This window comes from Leptospira congkakensis (assembly GCF_004770265.1).
Classification (GTDB): Bacteria; Spirochaetota; Leptospiria; order Leptospirales; family Leptospiraceae; genus Leptospira_A; species Leptospira_A congkakensis.
Map to the genome: position 1 here is coordinate 739675 of NZ_RQGQ01000004.1, position 23554 is coordinate 763228.

21 protein-coding genes and 2 tRNA genes are annotated in these 23554 nt (G+C 40.1%); 15 read left to right on the forward strand and 8 right to left on the reverse strand.

Annotated features, from left to right (window positions below; translation table 11 throughout):
* Window positions 1–128: 128 nt before the first annotated feature.
* Window positions 129–210, reverse strand: a tRNA-Leu gene (locus EHQ70_RS04600).
* A gap of 118 nt (window positions 211–328) precedes the next feature.
* On the opposite strand from EHQ70_RS04600, the gene EHQ70_RS04605 reads away from it, so the two are divergent.
* The 3 genes from EHQ70_RS04605 (at window position 329) to EHQ70_RS04615 (ending at window position 2435) form a co-directional block, all read left to right on the forward strand.
* Window positions 329–751 (forward strand): cyclic nucleotide-binding domain-containing protein, encoded by a 423-nt coding sequence (locus EHQ70_RS04605; RefSeq protein ID WP_135583918.1) that lies wholly within the window; start codon window positions 329–331, stop codon window positions 749–751.
* The gene (locus EHQ70_RS04610; protein ID WP_135583921.1) at window positions 748–1263 is read left to right on the forward strand and encodes a Crp/Fnr family transcriptional regulator; all 516 of its coding nucleotides are present in this window, start codon (window positions 748–750) and stop codon (window positions 1261–1263) included. The genes EHQ70_RS04605 and EHQ70_RS04610 overlap by 4 nt, the downstream gene beginning before the upstream one ends.
* A 77-nt stretch (window positions 1264–1340) precedes the next feature.
* Window positions 1341–2435, forward strand: a complete 1095-nt coding sequence (locus EHQ70_RS04615) for a PilZ domain-containing protein (RefSeq protein ID WP_135583923.1) — start codon at window positions 1341–1343, stop codon at window positions 2433–2435.
* On the opposite strand, the gene EHQ70_RS04620 is transcribed toward EHQ70_RS04615, so the two are convergent.
* Both EHQ70_RS04620 and EHQ70_RS04625 read right to left on the reverse strand, forming a co-directional pair.
* Window positions 2418–3122: an IspD/TarI family cytidylyltransferase gene (locus EHQ70_RS04620; RefSeq protein WP_135583924.1), complete on the reverse strand. Its 705-nt coding sequence runs from the start codon at window positions 3120–3122 to the stop codon at window positions 2418–2420. The two genes, EHQ70_RS04615 and EHQ70_RS04620, sit on opposite strands and share 18 nt — an antisense overlap.
* Complete coding sequence (locus tag EHQ70_RS04625) at window positions 3119–4387, reverse strand: diaminopimelate decarboxylase (RefSeq protein ID WP_135583926.1); 1269 nt, start codon at window positions 4385–4387, stop codon at window positions 3119–3121. Before EHQ70_RS04625 ends, EHQ70_RS04620 begins: the two co-directional genes overlap by 4 nt.
* Before the next feature lie 57 nt (window positions 4388–4444).
* On the opposite strand from EHQ70_RS04625, the gene EHQ70_RS04630 reads away from it, so the two are divergent.
* From EHQ70_RS04630 to EHQ70_RS04650, 5 genes are read left to right on the forward strand one after another with little or no spacing between them, the layout of a single operon-like run.
* Window positions 4445–5515 carry a zinc dependent phospholipase C family protein gene (locus tag EHQ70_RS04630; RefSeq protein ID WP_135583928.1) on the forward strand — a complete coding sequence of 357 codons (1071 nt, stop codon included), beginning with the start codon at window positions 4445–4447 and terminating at the stop codon, window positions 5513–5515.
* A gap of 26 nt (window positions 5516–5541) precedes the next feature.
* Window positions 5542–8091 carry a penicillin-binding protein 1A gene (locus EHQ70_RS04635; protein ID WP_135583930.1) on the forward strand — a complete coding sequence of 850 codons (2550 nt, stop codon included), beginning with the start codon at window positions 5542–5544 and terminating at the stop codon, window positions 8089–8091.
* Between the two features lie 59 nt (window positions 8092–8150).
* Complete coding sequence (locus tag EHQ70_RS04640) at window positions 8151–8555, forward strand: bactofilin family protein (RefSeq protein WP_002974102.1); 405 nt, start codon at window positions 8151–8153, stop codon at window positions 8553–8555.
* Between the two features lie 16 nt (window positions 8556–8571).
* A complete protein-coding gene (locus tag EHQ70_RS04645) occupies window positions 8572–9696 on the forward strand; it encodes a M23 family metallopeptidase (protein WP_167481689.1) in 1125 nt (374 codons plus the stop codon).
* An 18-nt stretch (window positions 9697–9714) separates the two neighbouring features.
* Window positions 9715–10827, forward strand: a complete 1113-nt coding sequence (locus EHQ70_RS04650) for an alpha/beta hydrolase (RefSeq protein WP_135583932.1) — start codon at window positions 9715–9717, stop codon at window positions 10825–10827.
* A gap of 1 nt (window position 10828) precedes the next feature.
* Here the strand turns inward: EHQ70_RS04650 and EHQ70_RS04655 are convergent, their stop codons facing one another.
* Window positions 10829–12586, reverse strand: coding sequence for a transglutaminase-like domain-containing protein (locus EHQ70_RS04655; protein ID WP_135583934.1), 1758 nt, complete (start codon window positions 12584–12586; stop codon window positions 10829–10831).
* 49 nt (window positions 12587–12635) lie between these two features.
* Between EHQ70_RS04655 and EHQ70_RS04660 the strand changes: the two genes are divergently transcribed.
* On the forward strand, window positions 12636–13409 hold the full coding sequence (locus tag EHQ70_RS04660) for a helix-turn-helix transcriptional regulator (RefSeq protein WP_135583936.1): 774 nt from the start codon (window positions 12636–12638) through the stop codon (window positions 13407–13409).
* Window positions 13410–13548: 139 nt separating this feature from the next.
* Here the strand turns inward: EHQ70_RS04660 and EHQ70_RS04665 are convergent, their stop codons facing one another.
* The 3 genes from EHQ70_RS04665 to EHQ70_RS04675 form a co-directional block, all read right to left on the reverse strand.
* Window positions 13549–14088: an Mpo1 family 2-hydroxy fatty acid dioxygenase gene (locus EHQ70_RS04665; RefSeq protein ID WP_135583938.1), complete on the reverse strand. Its 540-nt coding sequence runs from the start codon at window positions 14086–14088 to the stop codon at window positions 13549–13551.
* A 90-nt stretch (window positions 14089–14178) separates the two neighbouring features.
* Window positions 14179–15903 carry a 4-alpha-glucanotransferase gene (locus EHQ70_RS04670; RefSeq protein WP_135583940.1) on the reverse strand — a complete coding sequence of 575 codons (1725 nt, stop codon included), beginning with the start codon at window positions 15901–15903 and terminating at the stop codon, window positions 14179–14181.
* 6 nt (window positions 15904–15909) lie between these two features.
* The gene (locus EHQ70_RS04675) at window positions 15910–16974 is read right to left on the reverse strand and encodes a class I fructose-bisphosphate aldolase (protein ID WP_135583942.1); all 1065 of its coding nucleotides are present in this window, start codon (window positions 16972–16974) and stop codon (window positions 15910–15912) included.
* 128 nt (window positions 16975–17102) lie between these two features.
* Between EHQ70_RS04675 and EHQ70_RS04680 the strand changes: the two genes are divergently transcribed.
* The 3 genes from EHQ70_RS04680 to EHQ70_RS04690 all read left to right on the forward strand — a co-directional run bounded on the left by EHQ70_RS04680 (window position 17103) and on the right by EHQ70_RS04690 (window position 19425).
* Complete coding sequence (locus tag EHQ70_RS04680) at window positions 17103–17966, forward strand: sensor histidine kinase (RefSeq protein WP_135583944.1); 864 nt, start codon at window positions 17103–17105, stop codon at window positions 17964–17966.
* Complete coding sequence (locus tag EHQ70_RS04685; protein ID WP_135583946.1) at window positions 17963–18646, forward strand: response regulator transcription factor; 684 nt, start codon at window positions 17963–17965, stop codon at window positions 18644–18646. Before EHQ70_RS04680 ends, EHQ70_RS04685 begins: the two co-directional genes overlap by 4 nt.
* Before the next feature lie 65 nt (window positions 18647–18711).
* A complete protein-coding gene (locus tag EHQ70_RS04690) occupies window positions 18712–19425 on the forward strand; it encodes a hypothetical protein (RefSeq protein WP_244288231.1) in 714 nt (237 codons plus the stop codon).
* Here the strand turns inward: EHQ70_RS04690 and EHQ70_RS04695 are convergent.
* The gene (locus EHQ70_RS04695; RefSeq protein ID WP_135583950.1) at window positions 19422–21161 is read right to left on the reverse strand and encodes a PP2C family protein-serine/threonine phosphatase; all 1740 of its coding nucleotides are present in this window, start codon (window positions 21159–21161) and stop codon (window positions 19422–19424) included. The genes EHQ70_RS04690 and EHQ70_RS04695 overlap by 4 nt on opposite strands.
* Window positions 21162–21523: 362 nt before the next feature.
* Here EHQ70_RS04695 and glnA point away from each other — a divergent pair, with 362 nt between their 5' ends.
* The 3 genes from glnA to EHQ70_RS04710 all read left to right on the forward strand — a co-directional run bounded on the left by glnA (window position 21524) and on the right by EHQ70_RS04710 (window position 23484).
* Window positions 21524–22984 carry a type I glutamate--ammonia ligase gene (gene glnA / locus EHQ70_RS04700; RefSeq protein ID WP_135583952.1) on the forward strand — a complete coding sequence of 487 codons (1461 nt, stop codon included), beginning with the start codon at window positions 21524–21526 and terminating at the stop codon, window positions 22982–22984.
* Between the two features lie 113 nt (window positions 22985–23097).
* Window positions 23098–23174: transfer RNA gene (locus EHQ70_RS04705), tRNA-Met, on the forward strand.
* A 19-nt stretch (window positions 23175–23193) separates the two neighbouring features.
* Entirely contained in the window at window positions 23194–23484 is a 291-nt protein-coding gene (locus EHQ70_RS04710) for a Cys-rich protein (protein WP_135583954.1), read from the forward strand.
* The last annotated feature ends 70 nt before the right edge of the window (window positions 23485–23554 follow it).

The window sequence follows — 23554 nt, forward strand, 5'->3', positions numbered from 1 at the left end:
GCCATCCAGGCAAACTTGCATCAACTATGACTCCCTATGGGTCGTCACAGTTGATGCTCGCGTCACTGATCAAGTCCCTAGGTTCGTATTGGATCGAATGTTTGGATTGTTTTGAGGAAAGTTTGTTATGCGGGCGGAGGGACTTGAACCCCCACGCCTCACGGCGCCAGAACCTAAATCTGGTGCGTCTGCCAATTTCGCCACGCCCGCATTGTGGTTGTATAAGCAGGTTTTTGTACTAGGGAAATCTGTCTAGTGAGTTTTTGTGATTCTCTTGCCTTTGTTTTGAATTTTTATTCTCATGTCAGATACCAATAGGACAAACCCGATGAACATACTGGAATTTATGCAAAATATCTCTACGCAAGTGTATTTGCGAGGGGATGTCATCTTTCGTGAAGATGATCCTCATGATGGAAGTATGTATTGTATCATGAGTGGAATGTTTGCCGTCACCAAACGGTTGCCAGATGGAACCCAAGAGATCATCAAGGGACTTGGACCGGGTGAGTTTTTTGGAGAACTTTCGCTTCTGACAAGAAGACCAAGGGCCATGACCATCAGCGTCGTTTCTGCCAATGCCAGGGTCGGAATTCTTAGGGATGACCAATTTGAAAAATTAGCTCGTATCAATACGCATTTTTTATTCCAACTCACCAAAAGTACGGTAGAAAAACTCCATAGAGCGGAAGCAAGGCTTACGGAACTCGATAAAATGTTAGAAGAATTCAAAAAGGAAGAAGAAAAATGAATGTAGACCATTTGCGAAAGTACATCACAGAAGTCCGCATCGACCATTTTTCTCCAGGAACCAAAGTGTTTTCAGAAGGAGAAGAGAGTAACGGGAAGATGTTTTTTGTATTTGCCGGAGGGCTCCAAGTTCTCAAACGCAAAGCCTCAGGAGAAGATCAATATGTTCGGGACATTGGGCCTGGGGAATTTTTTGGAGAAATGGCTCTTGTTTACCCATCACCTAGAGCTGCGACAGTTGTTGCCTCTGCTGAAGATACCAAAGTGGGAGTCATTACAAAAGATATCTTTTTTGCTATGGGAAAAGAAAGCCCAGGTTTTCTATCAGTCATCCTTCATAGCATCATAAACCGCCTAACATCAGTAGAAGATGGAATTTCAGAAAGACAAAGAGAGTTACATACTTTGATCAACGAAATGCCCACGTTGCGACCAGATCCAATTTCCACAGAATCTGTCACAAGTAATGAGGACAAAACACCAGATTCAGTAGAACCAGAGGCTCAGAGTTGAGATAGGATCTCCTTCTCGAAACCCCTAAGTTTTAAAAATAAGTTGACTAAACAATCAAAATCGAATTTGATTTTCGGGTGACTTTGCGGTTCTTCAACTACCCCATCCCCGTTCTATTGGTTACGTTCGGTTTTTTTGCCGTACCATTCCTCAATTTCTTTGCCATTGCAACTTTATACGATTTGGATTTGGAACATTTCAGTATGATCCTTTCTAGAATCCAACCTTGGCAGTACGTTCTTTCCGCTCTCAGTGCCATCATTGCCTATGGCCTCATCACCAAAAAGAAGTTTGGGTATTATCTGTTCTTATGTTTTAGTTTTCTCATCCTCACATATAATGTTTGGATGGTTTTGTCTGTCACTCTAGGTAAGAAGATTTTCTTAGCAGGCATCCGCATCCACACATCCGATGTCATCTGGAATATGGCGATCACCACAGTTCTTCTTGGAATTGTCTTTTATTTCTTACGAAGAGAAATTGCAGCTCCCTACTTAAGTGGAAAACGTCGCGGATGGAGGATCAAATACAGAGAAACCCATCCCATTCCTTTCCATTGGGCCAATGCTGACGGCGAACGCGAAGGTGACGGACAAACAATTAATATTTCCAGAAACGGAATCTTAATCCCAATCCCCCTCCATCATTTTCTAAAAGTCGGAGACCCAATCAATCTTCTCTTAAAGTTAGAAAAAGAAAATAGAGAACCTGTTTCCATCTCGGTCCATGCAAAAATTGTACGTATCGACAAAGAGAGTGATGGATCTGAAATTGCAGGTGTACAACTCTACTTCCAGATCAATCAAAAAGAAGAAAAACAAATCTACGAAGCATTTCTATCTCGAGTTTTTGCCCCGAGATACCCAGTATCCAACCCAGTAAACTTTTCTGGTAACGACAACAAGATCTGCCAAGGAACCTTACTCAATGTTTCTATGGAAGGTTTGTATATCGAATCCAGTTCTGTATTAGGACAGGATCAAATTTGTAATGTAAAAATCCAAACAAGGTCTGGGGAAATTTCTGTGGGTGGTGTGGTACGTTGGTCCAACCCACAAGGAAAGTATGGAAAACCAAGCGGGTTTGGAATTCAAATTGATACGATAGAAAACAAAAACCTATTTCGCGTCTGGATCTGGAAACAACGTTTTAAATTATTCCACGGTCGGTAGTTCTTCCCAAAACAAAGAGTCTGCAAGCTCTGCATCTCCAGGGCTTGTGACTTTGATATTGTGATGATCTGTTTCCACAATCCCTACCCTTCGTTTTCCCATCCAAGTACAAAGATCTGTTGGATGTTTTTTTATATCCGCATCCAAACCCTCTGTCAAAAGTTCTGCAATCATAAACCCAGCAATGGACTGGGGAGTTTTTACTGCATACACTTCTTCCCTTTTTAAGGATTCCTCTGTATAGTTTTTGTGGATCCCCACTCGTACCAAACTTTCCGTGACTTTGGAAATGATACTGGCCCCACCAAAAATTTTTGTTTGTTCCACTAATTGATAGAGTTCTTTTTGTTTGAAGTTGGGACGAGCCACATCATGAATAAAAAAAATATCCTTAGCATCATAGGAAATCGATTGAATTCCACATAACGTAGACAGATGGCGAGACTCACCACCCGGCACAATCCGGTCATTCCATTCTAATAAATCACTTAATTCTTTTTCTGTTTCCAAAATCCAATCAGGATGAGAAACAACAGTGATGGATTTGATGAGCCCAAAACTTCGGAATCGTTTGACCGAATGCCGAAGGAGTGACTCACCTCTTAGTTTTAAAAACTGTTTGGGAACTTCCGTTCCCATCCGAGTCCCTGTCCCACCAGCAAGCAGGACAACATAAAGATTGTTCATTCGACAACGAGGATTTCGTTTCTAAAGATTTCCGAAACTGGTTCTCTTTTACGAATTAATTTTCCTTCACCATTGTTACGAAGTAATACTTCTGCGATCTCAGGAAAACTATTGTAGTTTTTTGTGGACATTCCGGCACAATAGGCCCCAACAGCTTCCATCACTACATAGTCACCAATCTCCGCTTCTCCCATAAGTCTTGTGATGGGTTCTCCACCTTCTTTTTGGGTGAATACATCGCCTGATTCACAACAGTGACCAACAACCACATATTCTTCGTTAGATTTCGGAACCCCGCCTTCTTTTTTCACAGTGACAAGTGGATGTCTTGCACCATATAACGAAGGTCTGGTGTTTGAATCCATTCCTGCATCCAGTTTCATAAACCGAAACCCTTTAGGGCCTGTATCCATTAGATCGTCTACTGTAGTCAAAAGTGCCCCACAAAGTGCGATGAGATAGGTTCCTGGTTCAATTTCTAAAATTAATTTTCTGCCATGTTTGGCAGCAAATTCTTCGAACTGTGGTTTCACGGGAGCACCAATCTTTTGTAAGTCGGTGGATTTTTCATCTTCCATTCGACCCACTTTGTATCCGCCGCCAAGGCTCACTACTGTTACCGTAGGAAAAGCTTCTGCATATTCTAAAGTATATTTGGCCACTGCCTTCCAAACTTCGGGATCACTCCCCGAACCAATATGAGTGTGGACTTTTTCTACAACGATATTGTATTTTTCTACGATGGCTTTGACTTCAGGTAATTTTTCGTGCCAGATTCCAAAGGAAGAGGTGACTCCCCCAACATCCGTTTTTTTGGTATGACCCGATCCAAGACCTGGATTGAAACGAATGGAAACCGATTTTCCAGGAAAAACCTTTCCAAATGCCTCCAATTGGCGGAGGGAACAAGCGTTGAACTTCACCCCTTTCCCAATGAGTTCTTCAAAAGCCTTAGGAAATTCTTGGGAAGTTAACATAATGGATTCTGGTTTGAATCCAAAGTGGAGGGCACGCACCACTTCATGTTCTGAAGAAGCATCGATGAGGATGCCTTTCTTTTTCATGATTTGAAGGATATTGGAATTGGGATTGGCCTTCATGGCGTAACGGACTTGTAATCCGAAAGCATTAGGGAATGCCAAGGTATCGTCACATTTTTGTTCAATTTCTTTCTCAGAATAGACAAAGATGGGTGTGCCGAATTCTTTTGCTAAAGACCTTACTTGGTCTTCTTTCAAAAACTTTAGTTTTTCGATTGATGTCATAGGATTTAAGATAAACCTTTCAATAGGTTCCATTCCATAAAGTCAAAAAAGTAGAAAATGGCAGGAAAGATTACACATATTGAAGCACTCTCCCAAGTGAAAAAACATTTGGAACATGGAAATGCGACCCAACGTAGAATGGCCGCATTACTTTCACGTCCCGATGTTTCCTCTTACGCCAACCTAGGTGCAGTGGCCCCCGATATCTTTTACTTCTATCACGTGTTACAACCCAAACGGACAAAGAAAGCTGCTTTCTTCGGTGACCTTGCCCACCACCACAATGTTGCGGAACTGATCTTAAGTTTTCTTGATCAAGTTCATGATACGGAGATGGGACTTTACCGGGACCGTTTTTTGGCCTTTACTTTAGGGTATATTTGTCACTGCGTTGTGGACATCCAAACCCATCCTTATATCTTTTATATCTCAGGGGATTACTATAACAACGATAAGAAAATTTCTTACCAAGCACAAGTAAACCACATGAAGGTTGAGTTTGGACTCGACACACTTCTCATCAACCACCGATGGGGAATGAGTGCCAGGGAATACGACTTCCCCCAGTACATTGACATCCGCCATAGAACCGTTGGGATTAAAAATAAAATGGATCCTGTACTTTGGAATTTTTGGTTACAGTCCATCAAAGAAACATATCCAGAAGAGTTTGCCTCTTCTTACCTAGGTTCCGAAAAAAAAATCATCCCAGGTGATATTCTCAACGAATCCTATTTGGGTTTTTACAGGTTCACCTCCACTTTGGATTCCAGAAGTGCATTTATGCGAGGGCTTGTGAGCGTAGTGGATACACTTACCTTTCATAAATACAATGCTAGTGTGCTCATGTTACCTACTATAGATACCATCAATCCGAAGATTATGAACGATGAAAAAAGGGAATGGTTCTATCCCGCTGACCCGAAACGTAAGTTCAACGACTCTTTTATTGAACTTTTGAACCAAGCAAGCCAAGCCAGCAAAGAAATTTTAACGAGAGCCTACGAATATAGTTTTTCTCCGGAAAGCAGATCGAAAATTCTGGAATCTCTCGGTGGTTATAATTTGGATACTGGTCTCCGTTACCACGGAATTGACCATATGAAGGAATTTTCTCCACTCGTTTGATGTGGATTTAAAGTTAAGGGAAATTTATGAAACAAGAACCCGTTGGGCTCTTTGAAAAGTATTTTATCATTTGGTTTCGGACTGTCACAGAAAGGATTTGGACCGGAGACAAAAAATTAAGAAACACAACCATTGCCATTTTTGCTTTTGGTGTTTTGAATGTTTTTTTACTCACAGGTTCCATCAAGGATTTCTTTCGACTAAAAGAAGCTGCCGTTTACGATATCCCTTCCACCTTATATGGATTAAATGACAAAGGGAATTACGAACCCATAGCAGAATATTATAAATTTTCAAGAATCCCTGTTCATTTAGAACAACTAAAACCAGAAGAAAACACTTTGTCTTCGGATAACCGGCACAAGGTCATCCAGTGTTTTTTATCCACGGAGGATAATTCTTTTTACTCACATAATGGAATCGATTTAAAAGGAATTGCTCGTGCTTTTGTTGTGAACATCATGGCAGGTCGTGTGAAAGAAGGTGCCTCCACCATCACACAACAGGTAGCAAGACTCAAGTTTTTATCCATCGAAAGATCCATTGCAAGAAAAGCTAGGGAAGCCTGGCTTGCGATTTTACTCGAACTTGTTTATCCTAAAGATAAAATTTTAGAAGTGTATTTGAACGAAATTCCACTGGGGCACGGAACCATTGGTGTTGGTGCGGCTTCCCGGTTTTACTTTCGTAAAGAAGTCCAAGATGTGAGTTGGGGAGAAGCAGCCATTCTTGCAAGTCTTACTACAAGGCCCACCCAGTTTAGTCCGATTGTCAATCCCGTATCCAGTATGAACAAAGTGCGAGTCGTATTTCGTAAGTTAGTGGAGAATGGAAGGATGTCTGTTGCCGATGCTGAAAAAGAATATGCGGCTCTTGGAGAATATTATACCAATTTAAATCGTTCCCCAAACGATTCTGCTTTTTCTGATAGGCTCAATCGTTTTCCTTATGTAACAGAATACATTCGAAAGAACTTAATCCGTTCCATTGGTTCCAGTCGTTTGTACAACGGTGGACTTAAAATTTATTCTACCATCCAAATCCGCCACCAAGAGGAAGCAGAAAAAGCACTTCTACCCGCTCTTCAAAGACAAACCATAGAATCCAACCAAAGAGCGTTTCGAAACATTGATGCCTTTGATGATTTGTATGGAAGTGGGTATTCTTTAATTGCCGATTTGTATGACCTTCCTGATTTTAAATTTCGTATTTCCAGGACAGAACGTACGTTTTCTTCTGCTTACCAAGAAGATTTACGAGACGAGTTCTCTGCTCTGAATTTATTAACGGGTGATGATTTTCTTGGCGATTTGATCGATAAAAACTACACTTCCCAAACCACAAAGGATCATCTCCTTCCGGTAGAAGGTTCCCTCATCGCCATTCGACCTGATACGGGATTCATCACTGCCCTTGTCGGTGGATCGGGATTTCGTTCCGACAACCAACAAATCCGCCCCTTTCAAGCCTTCCGCCAACCAGGTTCTGCATTCAAACCCATCCTCTATGCGGCGGCTATGGACTACTCTGGCAAAAACCCAGATCCAGAAAAAAATGTAACACCTGCTACACTGTTTGCAGATTCCCCTCTTCAATATTTGATGGAAGATGGAGATGAATGGGCTCCTGAAAATTATAGTAGCGAATACTCTGGTTTTATTTTGTTACGAAAGGCATTAGAACAATCTAAAAACTCTGTAGCCGTTCGGGTCTTAGAACAAGTCGGTCTATCTCACCTAATGGAGAGTTTACGAGGACTTTTACAACTACCTGGCCGCGACATTCCTTATAATTTCAGCGTCTCACTTGGATCTTTCGAACTCACACCTTATGAACTCACAAGAGCCTATGCAGCTCTTGCTTCCGGTGGTAAAACGGTAAATCCTATCTCAGTTTTGTATGTAGAAGACAATGCAGGAAAAGTCATCAAAGACTTTCGCAAAGACTATGAAGATGATGACCGCAAACAGATCATTTCCAAAGAAGCTGCCTTTCTCATCACTTCCATGATGCGTGATGTTGTGGAAGAAGGAACGGGTCGGGGTGTTTTATCCTATGGACTGAATCGCAAGGCTTACGGAAAAACAGGAACTACTAATAACTTTCGAGATGCTTGGTTTGTGGGTTACACACCGGAACTTGTGACTTCGGTTTGGTTTGGGTATGATGTAGGAACGATTTCTCTTGGACGAGGGATGACCGGTGGGAAACTAGCCGCTCCTGTTTGGGGTCGCTTTATGGCAAGGGCCCTCGACCGCGAACCAACAATCGATTTTCCTTGGCTCAGTGATGTCAAAGTCGTAAAAAAGACGGTCTGCCGGATGTCGGGAAAGTTGCCCGGGTCACAGTGCCACGACCTATTTGAAGAGTATTTTATCCCACAAACAGCTCCTAAGGATGTTTGTAACGACCATGGATCCTCATGGAACGTAGTGGAAACAAAACCAAGTGTTCATTCAACAACAGTGGTGCACACAGAAAAGAAAAAGCCCGAAAAAACAGAAAAACCACCCCTTACGACCAAACCGAAACGAAAAAAATCGGTCTTTAGCGGGGATGAGGAAATAGACTACTAAAAAGGCTTGTCAAGAAGACCGAAAATTTTGATTCTCACAGAAGGGGAAAAGGAGCAGGAATGGCAATAGGTAAGGATTCCATCAATAGCGTTATCGGACCAGGGTCGATATTTGAAGGTAAGTTTTATATCGCAGGTTCACTTAGAATCGATGGAAAATTCGAAGGTGATATCAAAACAGAAGACGCACTCGTTATCGGAGAAACCGGTAAAGTAAAAACTAACATCAGTGCAAGAGAAGTCATCGTATCAGGTACCCTCATCGGAAACATCAAAGCCGAAAACGAAGTAAAACTCGAAGGTACAGGACGTATGTTAGGTGATATTACAGCTCCTTATTTAGAACTTCAAAAAGGTGTTGTTGCTAAAGGAAATATTACAATCACAGGCGGCCAGAAAAAAGACGTTCGTAAGATTGTTGAAGAATCCTTTGGTGGTATTAAATCCTTAGACACTAAGGATTAACGAATCCCTTTAACACATGCTACTTCGATCTCCAGAAAAGTCTACGATCGGCAAGCATGTGTTACGCTGGGGGAACGTAAATGTAATCCAAGTTTCTCCCGGAAAGTATTTTTACAATCTCCAATCACAATCTAGTGTCCTTCATGGCACAATTGATCTCAACCGCAAGCGATATCGTATCCTCCCACTACTCGCCTCTTCGTTTATCTTAGCGTTCTTTTTGTCCATCCTCGTAGACAAACAAACTTACGAAGAAAGTTTGATGGAAAAGGAATTCTTAAGTATGTCCACGGAAGTGGAAGAAAACGACATCAAAGACAAAGAAGCAAAACTTGCGGATGAAAAATACCTCCAAGAAACGGAAGATAAAAAAATGGCCATCCTTCGTTCCGCTGACTTGGATGCACTAGCTGAAAACAAAAACAAAAAATTAAAAGTCACTCAATACAAAGTCAAAAAGAACGAAACACTTTCGGATATCGCACGTAGGTTCAAACTTTCTGCTGAATCCATCGCAGGAAGTTCAGGGATTAATCCCGAAGTATCCATCCTACCTGGACAAATCTTAAACATTCCCAACAAACAAGGTTTAGTTTATAAATTGAAAAAAGGGGATACACTCGCAAAAGTTGCAGATTATTACAAAGTCAAAATCGATGATATCTATTCCGAAAACCAATTAGAAGATTATGATTTATTCAAATCAGGCCAAAAGGTTTTTCTTCCGGGAGCCATCATCCCAGAAACAGGCCCTGTATGGAGAATCCCCGTTGTTTCCAAAGTGATTACTTCCGGATGGGGAACAAGATCTTACCCTCAATACAAATTCCATATGGCCCTCGACTTACGTGCAAATTATGAATCAGTGTATGCAGCGAGAAAAGGGAAAGTCACCTATTCTGGTTGGATGGGTGGGTATGGAAATGCGATCATCCTCACTCATGATGATAGTTATCAAACTTTATATGCTCACAATTCTAAACTTTTTGTGAAAGAAGGTGACTATGTCAGTGCTGGTAAAGTCATCTCTCGTTCAGGATGTACAGGATATTGTTTTGGTCCCCATCTCCACTTTGAAGTCATCAAAGATGGGAAAAACGTAAACCCTACAAAAATCATCAAAGGATTTTCCTACAAATAAACTGGATCAAACGAACCTATGAATCAAAAGAAACAAAACCTAACACATTCAAATTACCTAATATTCCTTTTTTATTTATTTATTTTAACAAACTTTCTGATTTCCTGCGCCCCCAAAATTGGAGAACAAATCAACAAACGAATTGTGGATCCTTTTGATGAAACCAAAATCTTAAATGTACATTTTATCACCTCTCGTCGGGAAATGACTGTAAAAGACAATTGTGATGCAGCAAGTTTTGGATTCATCACCGACATCAATCCTCATTATGGAATTTGTTTGGTAAACATTCCTTCTCGCCATATCATTGGTGATATATCTTTGGACAATACCCAAGACAAAAACCAATTCTTTCAATTCAAAGGCCGTATCAACACCGACGATAGAGAATTTTTATCGAAAATCAAATCCTCCGCTTCCGATGAAGTTTTAGTTTTTGTACATGGATTCAATGTCAACTTTGATGAAGCTGTGCTTCGAGCTGGACAAATTAAATATGATTTAAAATTTCCTGGTGAGGTTGTTGTTTACTCTTGGCCTGCGGGAGCTGATTCCGGAATTCTCGGCCAGGTGATGGTGAAATCTACTTATGACTTAAACTTTACAGAAGCAAAAATCAATAGAGAACCTTTTGCCAAGTTCTTAACCGACATCACAGGTCTTGGAAAAAAAATCCATCTAGTGGTGCATAGTATGGGACACCAAGTGGTATTACCTTCTGTGGCTACACTCGCCAAACAAGGAAAAAGTAAATTTCTTTCGGAACTCATTTTAAATGCACCCGATTTTGATAAAAACGAATTTGAACTCATCCTTTCTGACTTAACAAAATCCTCTGAAAGAATCACTCTCTATTGTTCTCCTGGGGACAACGCACTTGTTGCTTCCCAGAAAGTAAATGGTGCCCCTCGGGCCGGAATGTGTTTTAAGTATTCCGGTGTGGATGTGATCAATGTCAACGAAGTGGACGATCCTGTTTTGGGTGTGGGGGGACTTGGACATGGATACTATTCTTCCAGACCCATCCTTACAGACATCTACCAAGTGTTACTTGGCGTATCTGTTGAACGTAGACTTTTTATCCGCAAATCCGGCCCCAAAAACGGAGAAAATTTTGTCCTTAGGAAATGACTTAAGGAACCACTATATCTTCCCCAGAGTTTAAAGCACGATTTGATTTTTGAGGGACAACTCTCTCTTCCATGCCTTCCCATTCTTCGGTTGTGGTATCATTCTTTACCACAACTAGTTTGAACTTTATCTTTTTAGCTAAACCCAATTGGTCTTTTGATAATTGAACAAGCCTATCTCCACCAGCAATTTTGGGATGACTTGTGCCTGGTAGTCCCGCAAACACTACATGCCTTGCATGAGTGACACCTGGTTTGGATCTGGGAGGTGCCAGTGGTTCCATAGGAATCCATCCAAGGCCTTCTACCCAGACCTCCACAAATTTATGATTAAATGTAATTTCTTTAGAAGACTCAGTTGGTAGATAGTTCCAAACCAACCTAGACGGAATCCCCATACCACGTAACAAGGCCATGGTGACATAGGAATGTTCGGTGCAACCTCCATTGTTTTTTTCAATCACCTTGGGAGCCGATTCAAAACTCCCTGATTTGTAAGGAATGGAAGAAACATATACTTGAGTTTTGGCGAGGATTTGTTTTACGTTTGTATTTTCTTGGAAAAGAAAATTTCTTTTTTTGACCACAACCTCTTCATCCATTTTCAAAAACCAATCATCTAACAAATAACTTTGGAAACCATCACTCTTTAGGTTCTTTGCCAGAGTCAAATTCGGATCTAAATTCCAATGGATTTTATAACGAGTGAGGATGGCCTCGTAAACTTTGATATCCTTTGTATCTCCCGCTTTCAGTGGAGGGATGGTAAGAACTAAACTTCGATTGCCAGCGCTATCGATCTCCTCCAATGAGGATGGATTTAGTTTTTCACTTTTTAAGTTTTGAGAACTTGTATTCTGTTTGGGAAGGACAAATTGGTATTTTGTTTCGGGAACTTCCGTAAGTGCCGTTAACTGAAATTGGTATTCGATTTTGTTTTGGATGGGAGAAAACCGGTAGGCTCTCGATCCGTCTGCCACTTCGACAGGAGACGCTAATGGTAAAATGGAATTTTCAAATACCATCCACTCCCCATAGATTTTGGTGATCGGATCAAAGATGAGTAAATGATTTTCGGATAAAGCGATGAGTTTAAAAAGTGCACGGTGGTTTACAGGAAACTTCCATTCTCTCTTGTTTGTGGGATCTTTCGGTGAAAAAACTTGGATGGTATTCCCCCAATATGAGGAGAGAAATAAAATATCTTTTTCTCCATGTTTGGTGATTCTTTGTACAGAAGAAAAAGGAACTGAAATTTTTGATTCTAATTCCCCTGATTCCAAACCATAGACTTCCAATTGGTCTCCCACCAACCGATAGATTTTATTTTCCAGACAAACGATGTCCTGCCAAGATTTTCCATTGTTTGGCCATGGTAGTTTTCTCTTCACCGCAAATGTTTTTGAATCCAAATCCCATAGCGTTTTTGTTGTTTGAATCAAAATTTTACTAGAACACTCTGTCCAACCAGTTACCTTTCCCCCTTCCCAAGGAAAGTTTTTAGATTCCCCTAACTCCAAATCCCAAACTAGAATGGAGGATTGTTTAGTAACATCTCTTGTTTGGAAAAATAATTTACCATCGGTATACAAAACAGATTCAAATAAATCTACAGATTCTGATTCAGGGAAAATTGGGTTTGTTTTCCAATTGTATTTGGAACGAATTTCCTTCCAAGAAGTCGGAACCTCGCCAACACTGACCGCAAATAAAGAAGAAAAGAAACTAAAGAAAACGAATCCCCAAAACATTTTTTTCATTCGATAATCCTTGCCTTTTTCAGAATGGTTCTTAGAATTTTTCTAGTATATGAATGTAAAAAGAAAAGGAAGTCTTTTTTATTTTGGAGAACGAATTCTCCTAGGAACCGCAGGGATTGTGACAGAACCACATTCTCATTATGCCGTGTCCATCTTGGTTTCTCTCACAGATTCTTTCCATTTGTATACAAAATCCGATTCTGTGATCGAATCCCAAGGGATCATCATTCCACCCAACTATTATCATAGATTGGCTGCGGAAAATTCCGAGATGCTCATCATCCAACTGGATCCAAAGTCTGTAGAATACAAACGGATCGTGATGGATGATAGTCCCAAATTCATTGATGAGGGCACTCGTTTGAAAATCCAAAAACTCGCAGAACCATTGTTTAGCGACTCTCTCAGCTGTGAACTTGCTCGTAATATTTATAACCAAATTCTTTCTTCACTTGGTTCCGAAACCATTCCTAAAAAATATGACCACAGGATTGAGATGGTGATCCAAAAGATCAAAGAAAAAATCCCAAATCCAGTGACTCTTACGGAACTTTCTGAAATTTCAGGAATTTCCACCGATCGGTTTATGCATTTGTTTAAAGAGAATATGGGAATTCCACTCAGACAATATTTGTTATGGCAAAGGCTTCATATTGCCGCAAAACTATTACAAGGCGGTGAAAATCTGACCACGGCATCACATGCAGCGGGTTTTAGTGACCAAGCTCATTTATCAAGAACATTCAAAAAGATGTTTGGAGTGAAACCTTCCTTATTTTTAGGAAGCCAATCACTCCGTAAGGTATGTTTCTGCGAAGATTAAAATAGAAACAAAGGTTCGAATTCTAATCTGGTTTGTCGAGGCGGATGCAAAAACGGGAGTGGGATCGCAAAGTAGATATTGTTTGAGTATTTCTATAAATCTCTTCTACTTTACGATCTTTCCTTAGGGATAAAAAGTTTTAAGCGTGTTTATGGGAAAAATCTTTCCAAACACCTTTTTGTTTTAGTTCCGCTTCCACGGCTGCTTTTAGATCCAATCGGTAACCTAACTCAAAGAAAACATCTGCTACCACAAATAGAGGTGCGGATACTAAAGCTTGGAACAGGTTATCAAAAAGTGCTGGTCTGCTCTTTTCAAAAATAAAGTGTCCGTAGAACTGAGCTCCCCAACCGATCACTTGTCCTAATCCAAAAATTGTCCAAGCTGTTGTCGCAGGTAGTTGTGTTGTGATCCACTCAGAGGTTACAAAAAGTCCCCCGAAAACGATAGTCGCCACAAATGCAAACAATACATCCAAAGTGTAGTAATACCCAAGCACCGCTAAGGTAAACACAAGTGATGCGGACACGTGAAAGCCATTGTATTCAAAAAGGCTAAAACGGCTTAACACAACAAACAAAGTGAAGGTGATTGTGGGAACACCAAGCACATGGATCAATACATTACGTTTTTCCTGATGGTAAGCGGAATAAAACGCCATTTCTTTTGCAAATCTCAAAGGAGACCTCCGGGTGTAAAAGTCTATCCTACCAGAAACGGGCTTATCCGACTTGAACGAACCTGTCACAATTGTAAAAATTCTAAAAAATTATGAATTTCTGCCCGAATCCAGAAGGAGTTTGCGGAGAGTCAAATTCCGTTTGAAATCAGAAGCAAAGTCTTCCATAAGAATTGGAAACCGGTAGGTCCAGTTGGAATGGTCCGCTGTACCAGGTAGGTTGATGCGGTGGTTTTCCGGGTTTTCCAAAACACTGGGAACACCGAGTGCTAAATCCTGAAACAATTGGATGGAAAAAAGACTACTCGTTCCAAACACAAATCTAAGAAGTCCCAGAAGAATTTCATCATCCGTTTCCGGTCTTGGTTTTTTCAAACGATCAAAAAAAAATTGGAGTTTCGTTTCTTTATCTCCTTCGTTTTTCCACCAATCAAGCGCCAAACCTGTGTCATGTGTGGATAAAACAGAAATGGCATTTTTCCTATAGGATTCCTCGGGAATGAATTCACCTGCGGTGAAAGATTTGGTCCAACGAACCACATCAATGCCAATCATCTGACGTTCAAATAAGGATTCTCTGATAAAGGAAGGAACCGATCCCAAATCTTCTGCACAAGGAATCATCGAAGAAAAGGATTCAAAAATTTCCAAAATCCTTTCCCCTGATTCTCTCCAATGTTTTTCCTCTTCTTTGATATGTAGTTCTGACAAAGGATAAAGTTTGGCTTTGGTCTCCTCTGCAAGCTCTTGGTAAGCGGCTTCTTTCCAAAAATCCCAATAGAAAATATAATGATCGGACTTAAATTCATGGATAAGACCTAAAGATTCAAATCTTTTGGGATCCAATCCTTCTTTCATAAATTCTTCTTTTGTGATTCCAAATTGAGGATGGAACCAACCCTTGAGAGCTGTATCATCTTCTTTGGGAATCGACCAAATCCGATACATTCCAATCACATGATCAATGCGATAGAGATGGAAAAATTTTTCTAAATACGACAATCGATCTTTCCACCAGGAATAATTTGATTTTTCTAATACTTCCCAGTTCAAAACCGGAAATCCCCAAGTTTGCCCAGTTTTCGAAAAATCATCCGGTGGTGCACCGGCTTGCAAATCCATAATAAAATATTCTGGATGTTCCCAAACATCACAGGAATTTCGGGAAGTGAGGATTGGCATATCACCCTTTAGATACACACCCGAATCTTCAAAATGGACTTTTACTTCAGATAACTGATCATAAGCGATCTTTTGCAAATAAACCCAAAACAAAGCTTCGTTTCTTTTCTCTGAAAATAAATATTCTTTGGCATGATTTGGATTTTGGAATTCTTTTGGCCATTCCCACCAACCAACCCCTTGATTTTCTTCATATAACAGACGAAAGGCTGCATAAGAATAACACCAGGGGTGTTTTTCCAAAAAGTAAGTGGCCTCACTCATGGCTTCTTTCTTGTTTTCTAAATAATATTTACGAATGATTTCTAGTTTTAGATTACGAATGCGATTAGGATGGTTTTGGAGAAATTTTATCTCACGTTTACGAGACTTTGTATTTATGTTTAGTTTGTATAAGGATATATAAAGTGGATCAATTGCAAAAGCGGAGATAGCACTGTAAGGTGAATACCCGAAACCTGTATCGTTTAAGGGTAATAATTGGATGATACTAAAACCCACATCCTTTGCCCAATCACAAAGTGGGTATAAACTATAAATGTCACCACATTCAAAAGAATGTTCAGAAACAATAGAGGGCAGAGATACAAGTACCCCTGCCCTTCTTTTTTTTACATTTTCAAAAGATTCCAAGCCTTTTTAAGCGACTGTGACTTCTTTCGATAGGTATACGTCTTGGATGGCGTTGAGTAATGCAACCCCTTCCTTCATTGGTTTTTGGAAAGCCTTTCTTCCAGAAATGAGACCCATTCCGCCAGCACGTTTGTTGATCACGGCAGTTTTGATCGCATCTTGTAAGTCATTTTCTCCAGAAGCTCCACCAGAGTTGATGAGTCCTGCTCTTCCCATATAACAATTTGCTACTTGGTAACGAGTGAGGTCAATTGGGTGGTCAGAAGTAAGATCTGTGTAGATACGTTTGTCTGTTTTACCATAAGAAGACTCTTGGTTGAGCACATTGTATCCACCATTATTCTCAGGTAACTTTTGTTTGATGATATCCGCTTGGATGGTCACACCTAAGTGATTTGCTTGTCCTGTTAAGTCAGCAGAAACATGGTAGTCTTTATCTTTTTTGAACGCATTGTTTCTTACATAACACCAAAGGATGGTTGCCATTCCTAGTTCATGAGCCATTTGGAAGATTTTAGAAATCTCAACGATTTCACGACCTGAATCAGCAGAACCAAAATAAATAGTAGCACCGATCGCAACACAACCTTGGTCGTATGCTTGTTTCACAGTAGCGAAAAGGATTTGTTCACTTTTGTTTGGATACGTAAGGAGTTCGTTGTGGTTGATCTTCAAAATGAAAGGAATTTTGTGAGCATACTTTCTTGCAACCGATCCAAGAACACCAAGAGTTGTCGCAACACCGTTACAACCACCTTCGATAGCCAATTTGATGATGTTTTCCCCATCAAAATAAATAGGGTTTTTTGCGAAAGAAGCACCAGCGGAGTGTTCAATTCCTTGGTCTACCGGCAGGATGGAAACATATCCAGTTCCACCGAGGCGGCCGCTTCCAAGTAAGGTTTGGATGCTACGAAGAACAGGTACAGACCTGTCTGTGGGAGCAAAAATTCTATCAACCCAGTCAGAGCCAGGTACGTGGATTAGTTCTTTAGCGATTTTAGGCGATTTGAATCCAAGTAAGGATTCCGCATCATTTCCAAGATGTTTCGAGATTTCGTCGAAGTTCAAAGTTGTTCTCCTAAAAAATAAAATCTCGGGTTCTTCCAATGTGACAACATCTTTTTTTGCTCGTCGCCCATCCGCTTGGCCCTAACTTGAATTGAGAGGCAAATTTGAGAGGATCCGCACAATTTCGAATGTTTTTTTCCCTGGCCTGGCTCTTCCTCACACTCTCTTTAGGTGTGTGGTGGTGGATTTTGGGGTTTCGCCAAGCTAAAACCATTTCAGAAATTTCTATCAGTGAAGCAAGGCAAGTAGAACTGGACCGAGTGAATCGGATGTTAAAACTGGAAGGATCTTTTTTTCTTTCTATGCTAACCCTCGGTGGAGTGACCCTCGCTGTTTTATCCTACAGAGATCACAAACGTTCCAAACTCATTTCTGATTTTTTTTCCACTGTCACTCACGAAATGAAAACTCCTATCGCCAGCTTACAGTTGCAAATCGAAGTCTTATTAGAAGATTCAAAACATCCCGAACTAAAGAAGAAATTAGAAAAAATTTGGAAAGAAAACCAAAGAATTGAATCCCAAATGGGGAATGCATTTTATCTCGCAAGCCTGATGCAAGGGGAATCCTTGTATCTAGAATCACTTTCCATTTCTGATTTATGTGAATCCTATTCCCATCATGAACCCGACCTCCATTGGAATGTTTTGGTTCCGAAGGAAACTAAAGTTTATATTGATAAAAAGGCATTTTTTGCAATGTTAAAAAATTTAAGTGAGAATGCAAAACGCCATGGAAAGGCCAAAACAACCAAACTCACAGTGGCAAAAGAAAACAACCAGGTCACCTTTCTTTTAGAAGACGATGGAACTGGCTTTGTAGGGAATAAAAAAAATCTCACATTACCATTCTTACGTCACTCTAAAACAAGCGGGAGTGGAATTGGTTTGTACATCGTTAAAAAACTAATTGAAAAAATGAAAGGTTCCCTAGAATTTCCGTACAGTTCGTCCGGATTCCAAGTGAAACTGATTCTAAAAGAGGTTCCATGAAACCAAGAATTTTACTCGTCGAAGATGATGAGGGTCTCGGCGAAACTTTAAAAGAACGATTGGAACAAGACCGGTATAGAGTCCAGTGGGCAAAAACGGTTTCGGAAGCGGAAATTTTATTTTCCCCGAACCAATTTGATTTGGTAGTCCTTGACTTACGACTTCCGGATGGGAACGGATTCCAACTAGCCGAAACTTTTTTATCCAAAGAAAAAGACATCCCCTTTCTATTTCTCACCGCCCAAGCGGGAGCCCAGGAAAGACTTCGTGGGTTTGAACTAGGGGCAGCCGAATTCATCCCCAAACCTTTCCACCTAAAAGAATTTCTCATCCGTTTGGAAAGAGTGGTCGCCCAAACCCGTCCTCATTTTGGACAAAAATGGAAAATGAACCAAACAGAAATCCATCTGGATTCTTTCCTTGTGAAAAAGGAAGATGGCACATCGGTTTTACTTTCCAAAAGGGACTGCGCCCTCCTTGCCCTCCTACTTTCGGATGCGAGAAAGGTCTTTAGTCGTTCGGAAATTTTGGACAATATTGTGGGCGAAGAAAGTTTTCCGACAGAAAGAACCATCGACAATGCCATAGTCCGGCTTCGGGATGCGCTTGGTGAAGATTCCATCCGCAATGTGCGGGGTGTTGGTTACCAATGGGTGGCCGAAATCTTACCTCTAAAATAGGAGAATCCTAGGTTGGGGAATTCTGCCCTTTTACCGATACTTTTAAGGTGAAACAAGGATTCCTAATATTACTAACACTCATTCTATCCTTGTTTTCGCATTCTCTTGGTGCTTGGGAAACCGACATCGATTACAACTACGAATACGAAAAAAATGGCCCCTATACCAAATTTTCGGATTGGGTTCCTTACAAACTCCATAAATGGGAACCAAAGTATTTGGAAGATTTTTACGAGTTGTACAATCTCAAACAACATTATAACGATAATGAAATTAGAAAAAATATCTATTGGTTAAAAATTGCTCTTGGGAAAAGATTCCGCCATCCCAAACATTCTTTATGTGAAACCAAAACAGAAAAAGAATATTATAAATATAGAAACCTGATGTTTATGCATATCAATATCCAGATCATGCGTTCTTATATGAGACTAGCCTCCAAATTTGACAAACGCCATGTATATTTTTACAATTTAGATTTTGCCCATGAACTAAAAGAGAGTTTTGGTGTAGCAGAAGCCTTCTATAAAGAAGCCATTCCTTATTGGGAAAAGGCCAAAGATTATGCAGACAAAGCCAATGAAGTTCCGGTTGATTTGGATTTAGGAACCATTGAAACAGAACGTTATGAAATTGTGACTGGTAAATTAGATTTTGGACATATCATCGAAAACCATTTAGATAGACTCGATGGGAAAAAGAAAATTGTGTCGGAGTATTTGGCAAAGTATCCAGAAGCGGATGCAAAAGTTTTAGATATCGCTGATAGAGAAAATTAAAATTCCATAAAGAGAACGGCTATATCGTCATGGATGATTCGATCCTTGTCAATCAAACAGTTAGCAATCATTTTTTTGAGTAAGCTATCTGTGGAATCAGATACCGAAATCATTTCAGAAAGTTCCTGTAAAAAAATATCAAGTCCAATATAACCTCCTGCCGCTTCTTCCAATTCATAAATTCCATCGGAATATAAAAGCAATCGGTCTCCCTCTTCAAATGTTTTGGAAATATTTTTCCCTTCCCAATGATCGAGTAGAAGGATGGGATACATTTCATCTTTTACAAGTTTCATCACCTTTTCATTTTTTTTCCAAAATACTACCGGTGGATGTCCGGCGAAACTGAACTCCACCCTTCTTTCTTTTGGAAAAAGGCGAAGGACACAGGCGGAGATATGGTGTTTGAAAATAATAGTTTTTAGTTCCAAATGCATGGCTTCCAGAATGTTTGCAGGACTTGATTCTAATTTGGAATGTTTTTTAAAAGATACGGCAGCAATCCCAGAAACAAGTGCGGATGAAATTCCATGACCCGATATATCTCCAAAAAAAATATCAATACTATCTTCATTTGTTTTTTCATACAAAATCAGGTCCCCCCCGATTTCATCATAGGGTAAAAACCGAGATTGAATTTTTACATTTGGAATTTCACCAAAATCCTTAGCAACCCATGCTTCTTGGGTTAATTTAGCGAGTGCTAAATCTTCTTTTACATCAGAATAAAATCTTTGTAAGATTTTTTCTTTTTTCATTAATTTGATTTCGTTTTTTGCACGAACCAAACCTTGCGAAACAAACCCCGCGATCAAACCTAATAGTTGCTTTGTTTCCTCTGACCAGTTACCAATCCTTTCATATGTAGTAATTCCGAGAATCCCAATGACACTTCCCTCATCTCGTAAACCCACAACAAGGATGGAGCGAACTTCTGCTCGTTTGAAAAGATCCAAATGCCAAGGTTCATCGACCATAAGAGAAGTATCCGCAATATGAATTACACCGTCAGAAGCAAGGATTCCCAAACGTTCAGGATTCATTTTTGCAATGGGAAGTTTGGTTCCAACTTGAAATAAGGATGGCATCCCCTCTAACACCCATTCGTGGGAAACTGAAAGAAATTGTTTGTCTGAAGAAATTTCCGCAACGAACACTCGATCGGCACGGGAATACTTACCTAGTTCTTCTAGGGCAAATTGGATGGCATCTGAAACAAATTCAGCTTTCGAATGGACAAAGGTTTTGGATACTTCCGAAACAATTTGTGAAAAACGAAGTAAACCAGAAAGTTTAACTTCCGATTCTCTGATGGAAGAAATTTCAATTTGTTGTCCCCAAATCCGAACAAGATGTTCGTCTTGTATTTGCCCATGAGAGTTCATCAAAAAAATCCGTTGGTGTCCATCTGACAACTCAACAAAGTATTCGTAATTTTCTAATTGGTAAGACTCGGCAATGAACTTACGAAGCAAAAATACACTTTTAAGGCTAACCAAATCTTTTAGATACTTACCAATGATATCATTGACAGTTGGGTATCCATAAAACTTGGCCATGGCCAAATTACAATCCCTAACAATGCTATGACTCCAAATGTATTCCATCTGCTCCTCTTCAGAAAGAGTGATGGGCATAGGAATGTCTAACTCGTAACACCAGATGGCATCTTTGGAAAGGTGGATGAAGCTCTCTAAATGTTGGTAACGACCATAATCAGGTTTTCGAGAACTCATCTAGATTCTAACCTCTATGAATCTTCGGGCACTGCCACAAAAAAAACATAACTCATAAAAGAATCTGAAATTTTTCCGATTTCTCTTCGAAAATTAACCGATTCCGTTGACCAAATTTCCCCTTTTGTAGATAGTATTTCGAAATGGCGGAGGCTTAAATTGAGCAATTTTGCTATATATTTAAGCGATTTGTTATCGTTAAAAGCTTTTCGTTGACTATTTGGGCAATCGATTGTATTCAATTTGCTTAGAAACTCCACGAAACCCTTATATTTAGGTCGAAATGCCTTGGTATAAATCTTGCATTTAATGGGACAACAGATTACAACAATCAGACCGACCTCTGAAAGAAGGAGAATCAAATGCAGTTCGCAACCCCAAAATTTACTTCCGGAAAGGAAGTGGTTGAGTATGCCAAAAAAAATGGAGTCATTTTCTACGACTTCCGCTTCACGGATATCAAAGGAATGTGGCATCACGTTTCTTATTATGTGAATTCAGTTGATGAAGAAACATTCAAAGGGATTCCTTTTGATGGATCTTCCATTGCTCGTTGGCAGCCAATCAATGCTTCTGACATGCAACTACACCCAGAAATTTCTACGGCTTTTTTAGATCCGTTTACTGCAGACAAAACACTCGTTATGTTTTGCGATGTATGGGACATCTATAAAAAACAATACTATGAAAAATGCCCACGTTCTATTGCAAAAAAAGCATTAGAGTTCATGAACAAATCCGGAATCGCAGACACTGCTTATTTCGGTCCAGAAAATGAATTCTTTGTTTTTGACAGTTTAAAAGTACGTGATGAAATTAACTGCCAATACTACGAATTAGATTCTAATGAAGGAATCTGGAACACTCACTCTGAAATTCCTGGATCAAATAATACAGGAAAAATCAACTTCAACTCCGGACACCGTCCTGGAACTAAAGGTGGATACTTTCCAGTAGCTCCGATTGACTCTCAAGTTGACCTCCGTGCTGAATTTGTAAAAACTCTAGAAGCAATCGGAATGGAAACTTTTGTGGTTCACCACGAAGTAGCGCAAGCACAAGGGGAAATTGGTGTTAAGTTTGGAACTTTGATTGAAGCTGCAGATAACGTTCAAAAGCTAAAATACATAGTAAAGATGGTAGCTCACAAACACGGAAAAACTGCTACTTTTATGCCAAAACCACTTTTTGGTGATAACGGTAACGGTATGCACGTTCATATCTCTCTTTGGAAAGGTGGAAAAAACCTTTTTGCTGGAGATAAATACCAAGGTCTTTCTGACTTCGCATTCAACTATGTTGGTGGAGTTTTGAAATATGCTAGAGCTTGTGCTGCATTCACTAATGCATCCACTAACTCTTACAAACGACTCATTCCAGGATTCGAAGCTCCATCCATTCTAGCATACTCTGCTCAGAACCGTTCTGCTTCTTGCCGTATTCCTTTTGTAAGCGGTGAAAAAGCGAAACGTGTGGAATTCCGATTCCCAGACTCAACAGCTAACCCATATTTGGCGTTTGCTTCCTTACTTATGGCTGGTATGGCTGGTGTCGCTGAAAAAATCGATCCAGGTCCTGCACGTGAAGAAGATCTTTTTGAACTTTCATTGGATGAAATCCGTGAAAAAGGAATTCGCCAAATGCCTCACACACTTCGTGAAGCAATGGAAGAAATGCTTGCTCAAAGAGAAATTTTCAAACAAGGGGATGTGTTTACAGAAAACTTTCTACAAACATACCAACACTACAAGTTTGAAACAGAAATTTGGCCATGGGAAGGTCGCCCTCACCCATACGAATTCCTCACAACTTACTCTTGCTAAGAGAAAAAGCCCCGGCAACAGTCGGGGCTTTTTTTTGTTTACCATTCTTAATCTCTTCAAAAAATGACAAAAGAACTAAAGATTTAGTTCTACCAAACGATCTAAGGTTATAGGGCGAGGTAGCTCAGATGGTTAGAGCACAGGATTCATAACCCTGAGGTCACGGGTTCGACTCCCGTCTTCGCTACCAAAGATCGAGAGGACAAGGTATGAAAAAAACAAACCGTTTCTTTTCAATTTTGGTTCTGGTATTATTTGCCGGTTCCATCCAAGCAGCTGACTTTCCTAAATGTAAAGAGGCCTGCGATAAGTTTTACACTTGCTCAATTCAAGTGAACCCTACTGCTACAGAAGAACAAAAAACAACACTCAAACGTGGATGTGAGTTCAACTGCAACCGTCCCAAATACTACAACAAAATTGCAAACTGCCTCTCTGGTGGTGATACCTGCAAAGCTTTCTCTACTTGCATTATGAAAGAAATGCAAGCCAACAAATAAAAGAACCTACATTTCTATAGAACGAAAACCGGAAATAAGAGCCTATCATCAATGATGGCTCTTACTTTAT

What these genes read in the sequence shown, in the direction of transcription:
- EHQ70_RS04605 (WP_135583918.1), top strand. Translation starts at nt 329, where the DNA reads ATGAACATACTGGAATTTATGCAAAATATCTCTACGCAAGTGTATTTG.
- EHQ70_RS04610 (WP_135583921.1), top strand. Translation starts at nt 748, where the DNA reads ATGAATGTAGACCATTTGCGAAAGTACATCACAGAAGTCCGCATCGAC.
- EHQ70_RS04620 (WP_135583924.1), bottom strand. Translation starts at nt 3,122, where the DNA reads ATGAACAATCTTTATGTTGTCCTGCTTGCTGGTGGGACAGGGACTCGG.
- EHQ70_RS04625 (WP_135583926.1), bottom strand. Translation starts at nt 4,387, where the DNA reads ATGACATCAATCGAAAAACTAAAGTTTTTGAAAGAAGACCAAGTAAGG.
- EHQ70_RS04630 (WP_135583928.1), top strand. Translation starts at nt 4,445, where the DNA reads ATGGCAGGAAAGATTACACATATTGAAGCACTCTCCCAAGTGAAAAAA.
- EHQ70_RS04635 (WP_135583930.1), top strand. Translation starts at nt 5,542, where the DNA reads ATGAAACAAGAACCCGTTGGGCTCTTTGAAAAGTATTTTATCATTTGG.
- EHQ70_RS04640 (WP_002974102.1), top strand. Translation starts at nt 8,151, where the DNA reads ATGGCAATAGGTAAGGATTCCATCAATAGCGTTATCGGACCAGGGTCG.
- EHQ70_RS04645 (WP_167481689.1), top strand. Translation starts at nt 8,572, where the DNA reads ATGCTACTTCGATCTCCAGAAAAGTCTACGATCGGCAAGCATGTGTTA.
- EHQ70_RS04650 (WP_135583932.1), top strand. Translation starts at nt 9,715, where the DNA reads ATGAATCAAAAGAAACAAAACCTAACACATTCAAATTACCTAATATTC.
- EHQ70_RS04655 (WP_135583934.1), bottom strand. Translation starts at nt 12,586, where the DNA reads ATGAAAAAAATGTTTTGGGGATTCGTTTTCTTTAGTTTCTTTTCTTCT.
- EHQ70_RS04660 (WP_135583936.1), top strand. Translation starts at nt 12,636, where the DNA reads ATGAATGTAAAAAGAAAAGGAAGTCTTTTTTATTTTGGAGAACGAATT.
- EHQ70_RS04680 (WP_135583944.1), top strand. Translation starts at nt 17,103, where the DNA reads ATGTTTTTTTCCCTGGCCTGGCTCTTCCTCACACTCTCTTTAGGTGTG.
- EHQ70_RS04685 (WP_135583946.1), top strand. Translation starts at nt 17,963, where the DNA reads ATGAAACCAAGAATTTTACTCGTCGAAGATGATGAGGGTCTCGGCGAA.
- EHQ70_RS04695 (WP_135583950.1), bottom strand. Translation starts at nt 21,161, where the DNA reads ATGAGTTCTCGAAAACCTGATTATGGTCGTTACCAACATTTAGAGAGC.
- glnA (WP_135583952.1), top strand. Translation starts at nt 21,524, where the DNA reads ATGCAGTTCGCAACCCCAAAATTTACTTCCGGAAAGGAAGTGGTTGAG.
- EHQ70_RS04710 (WP_135583954.1), top strand. Translation starts at nt 23,194, where the DNA reads ATGAAAAAAACAAACCGTTTCTTTTCAATTTTGGTTCTGGTATTATTT.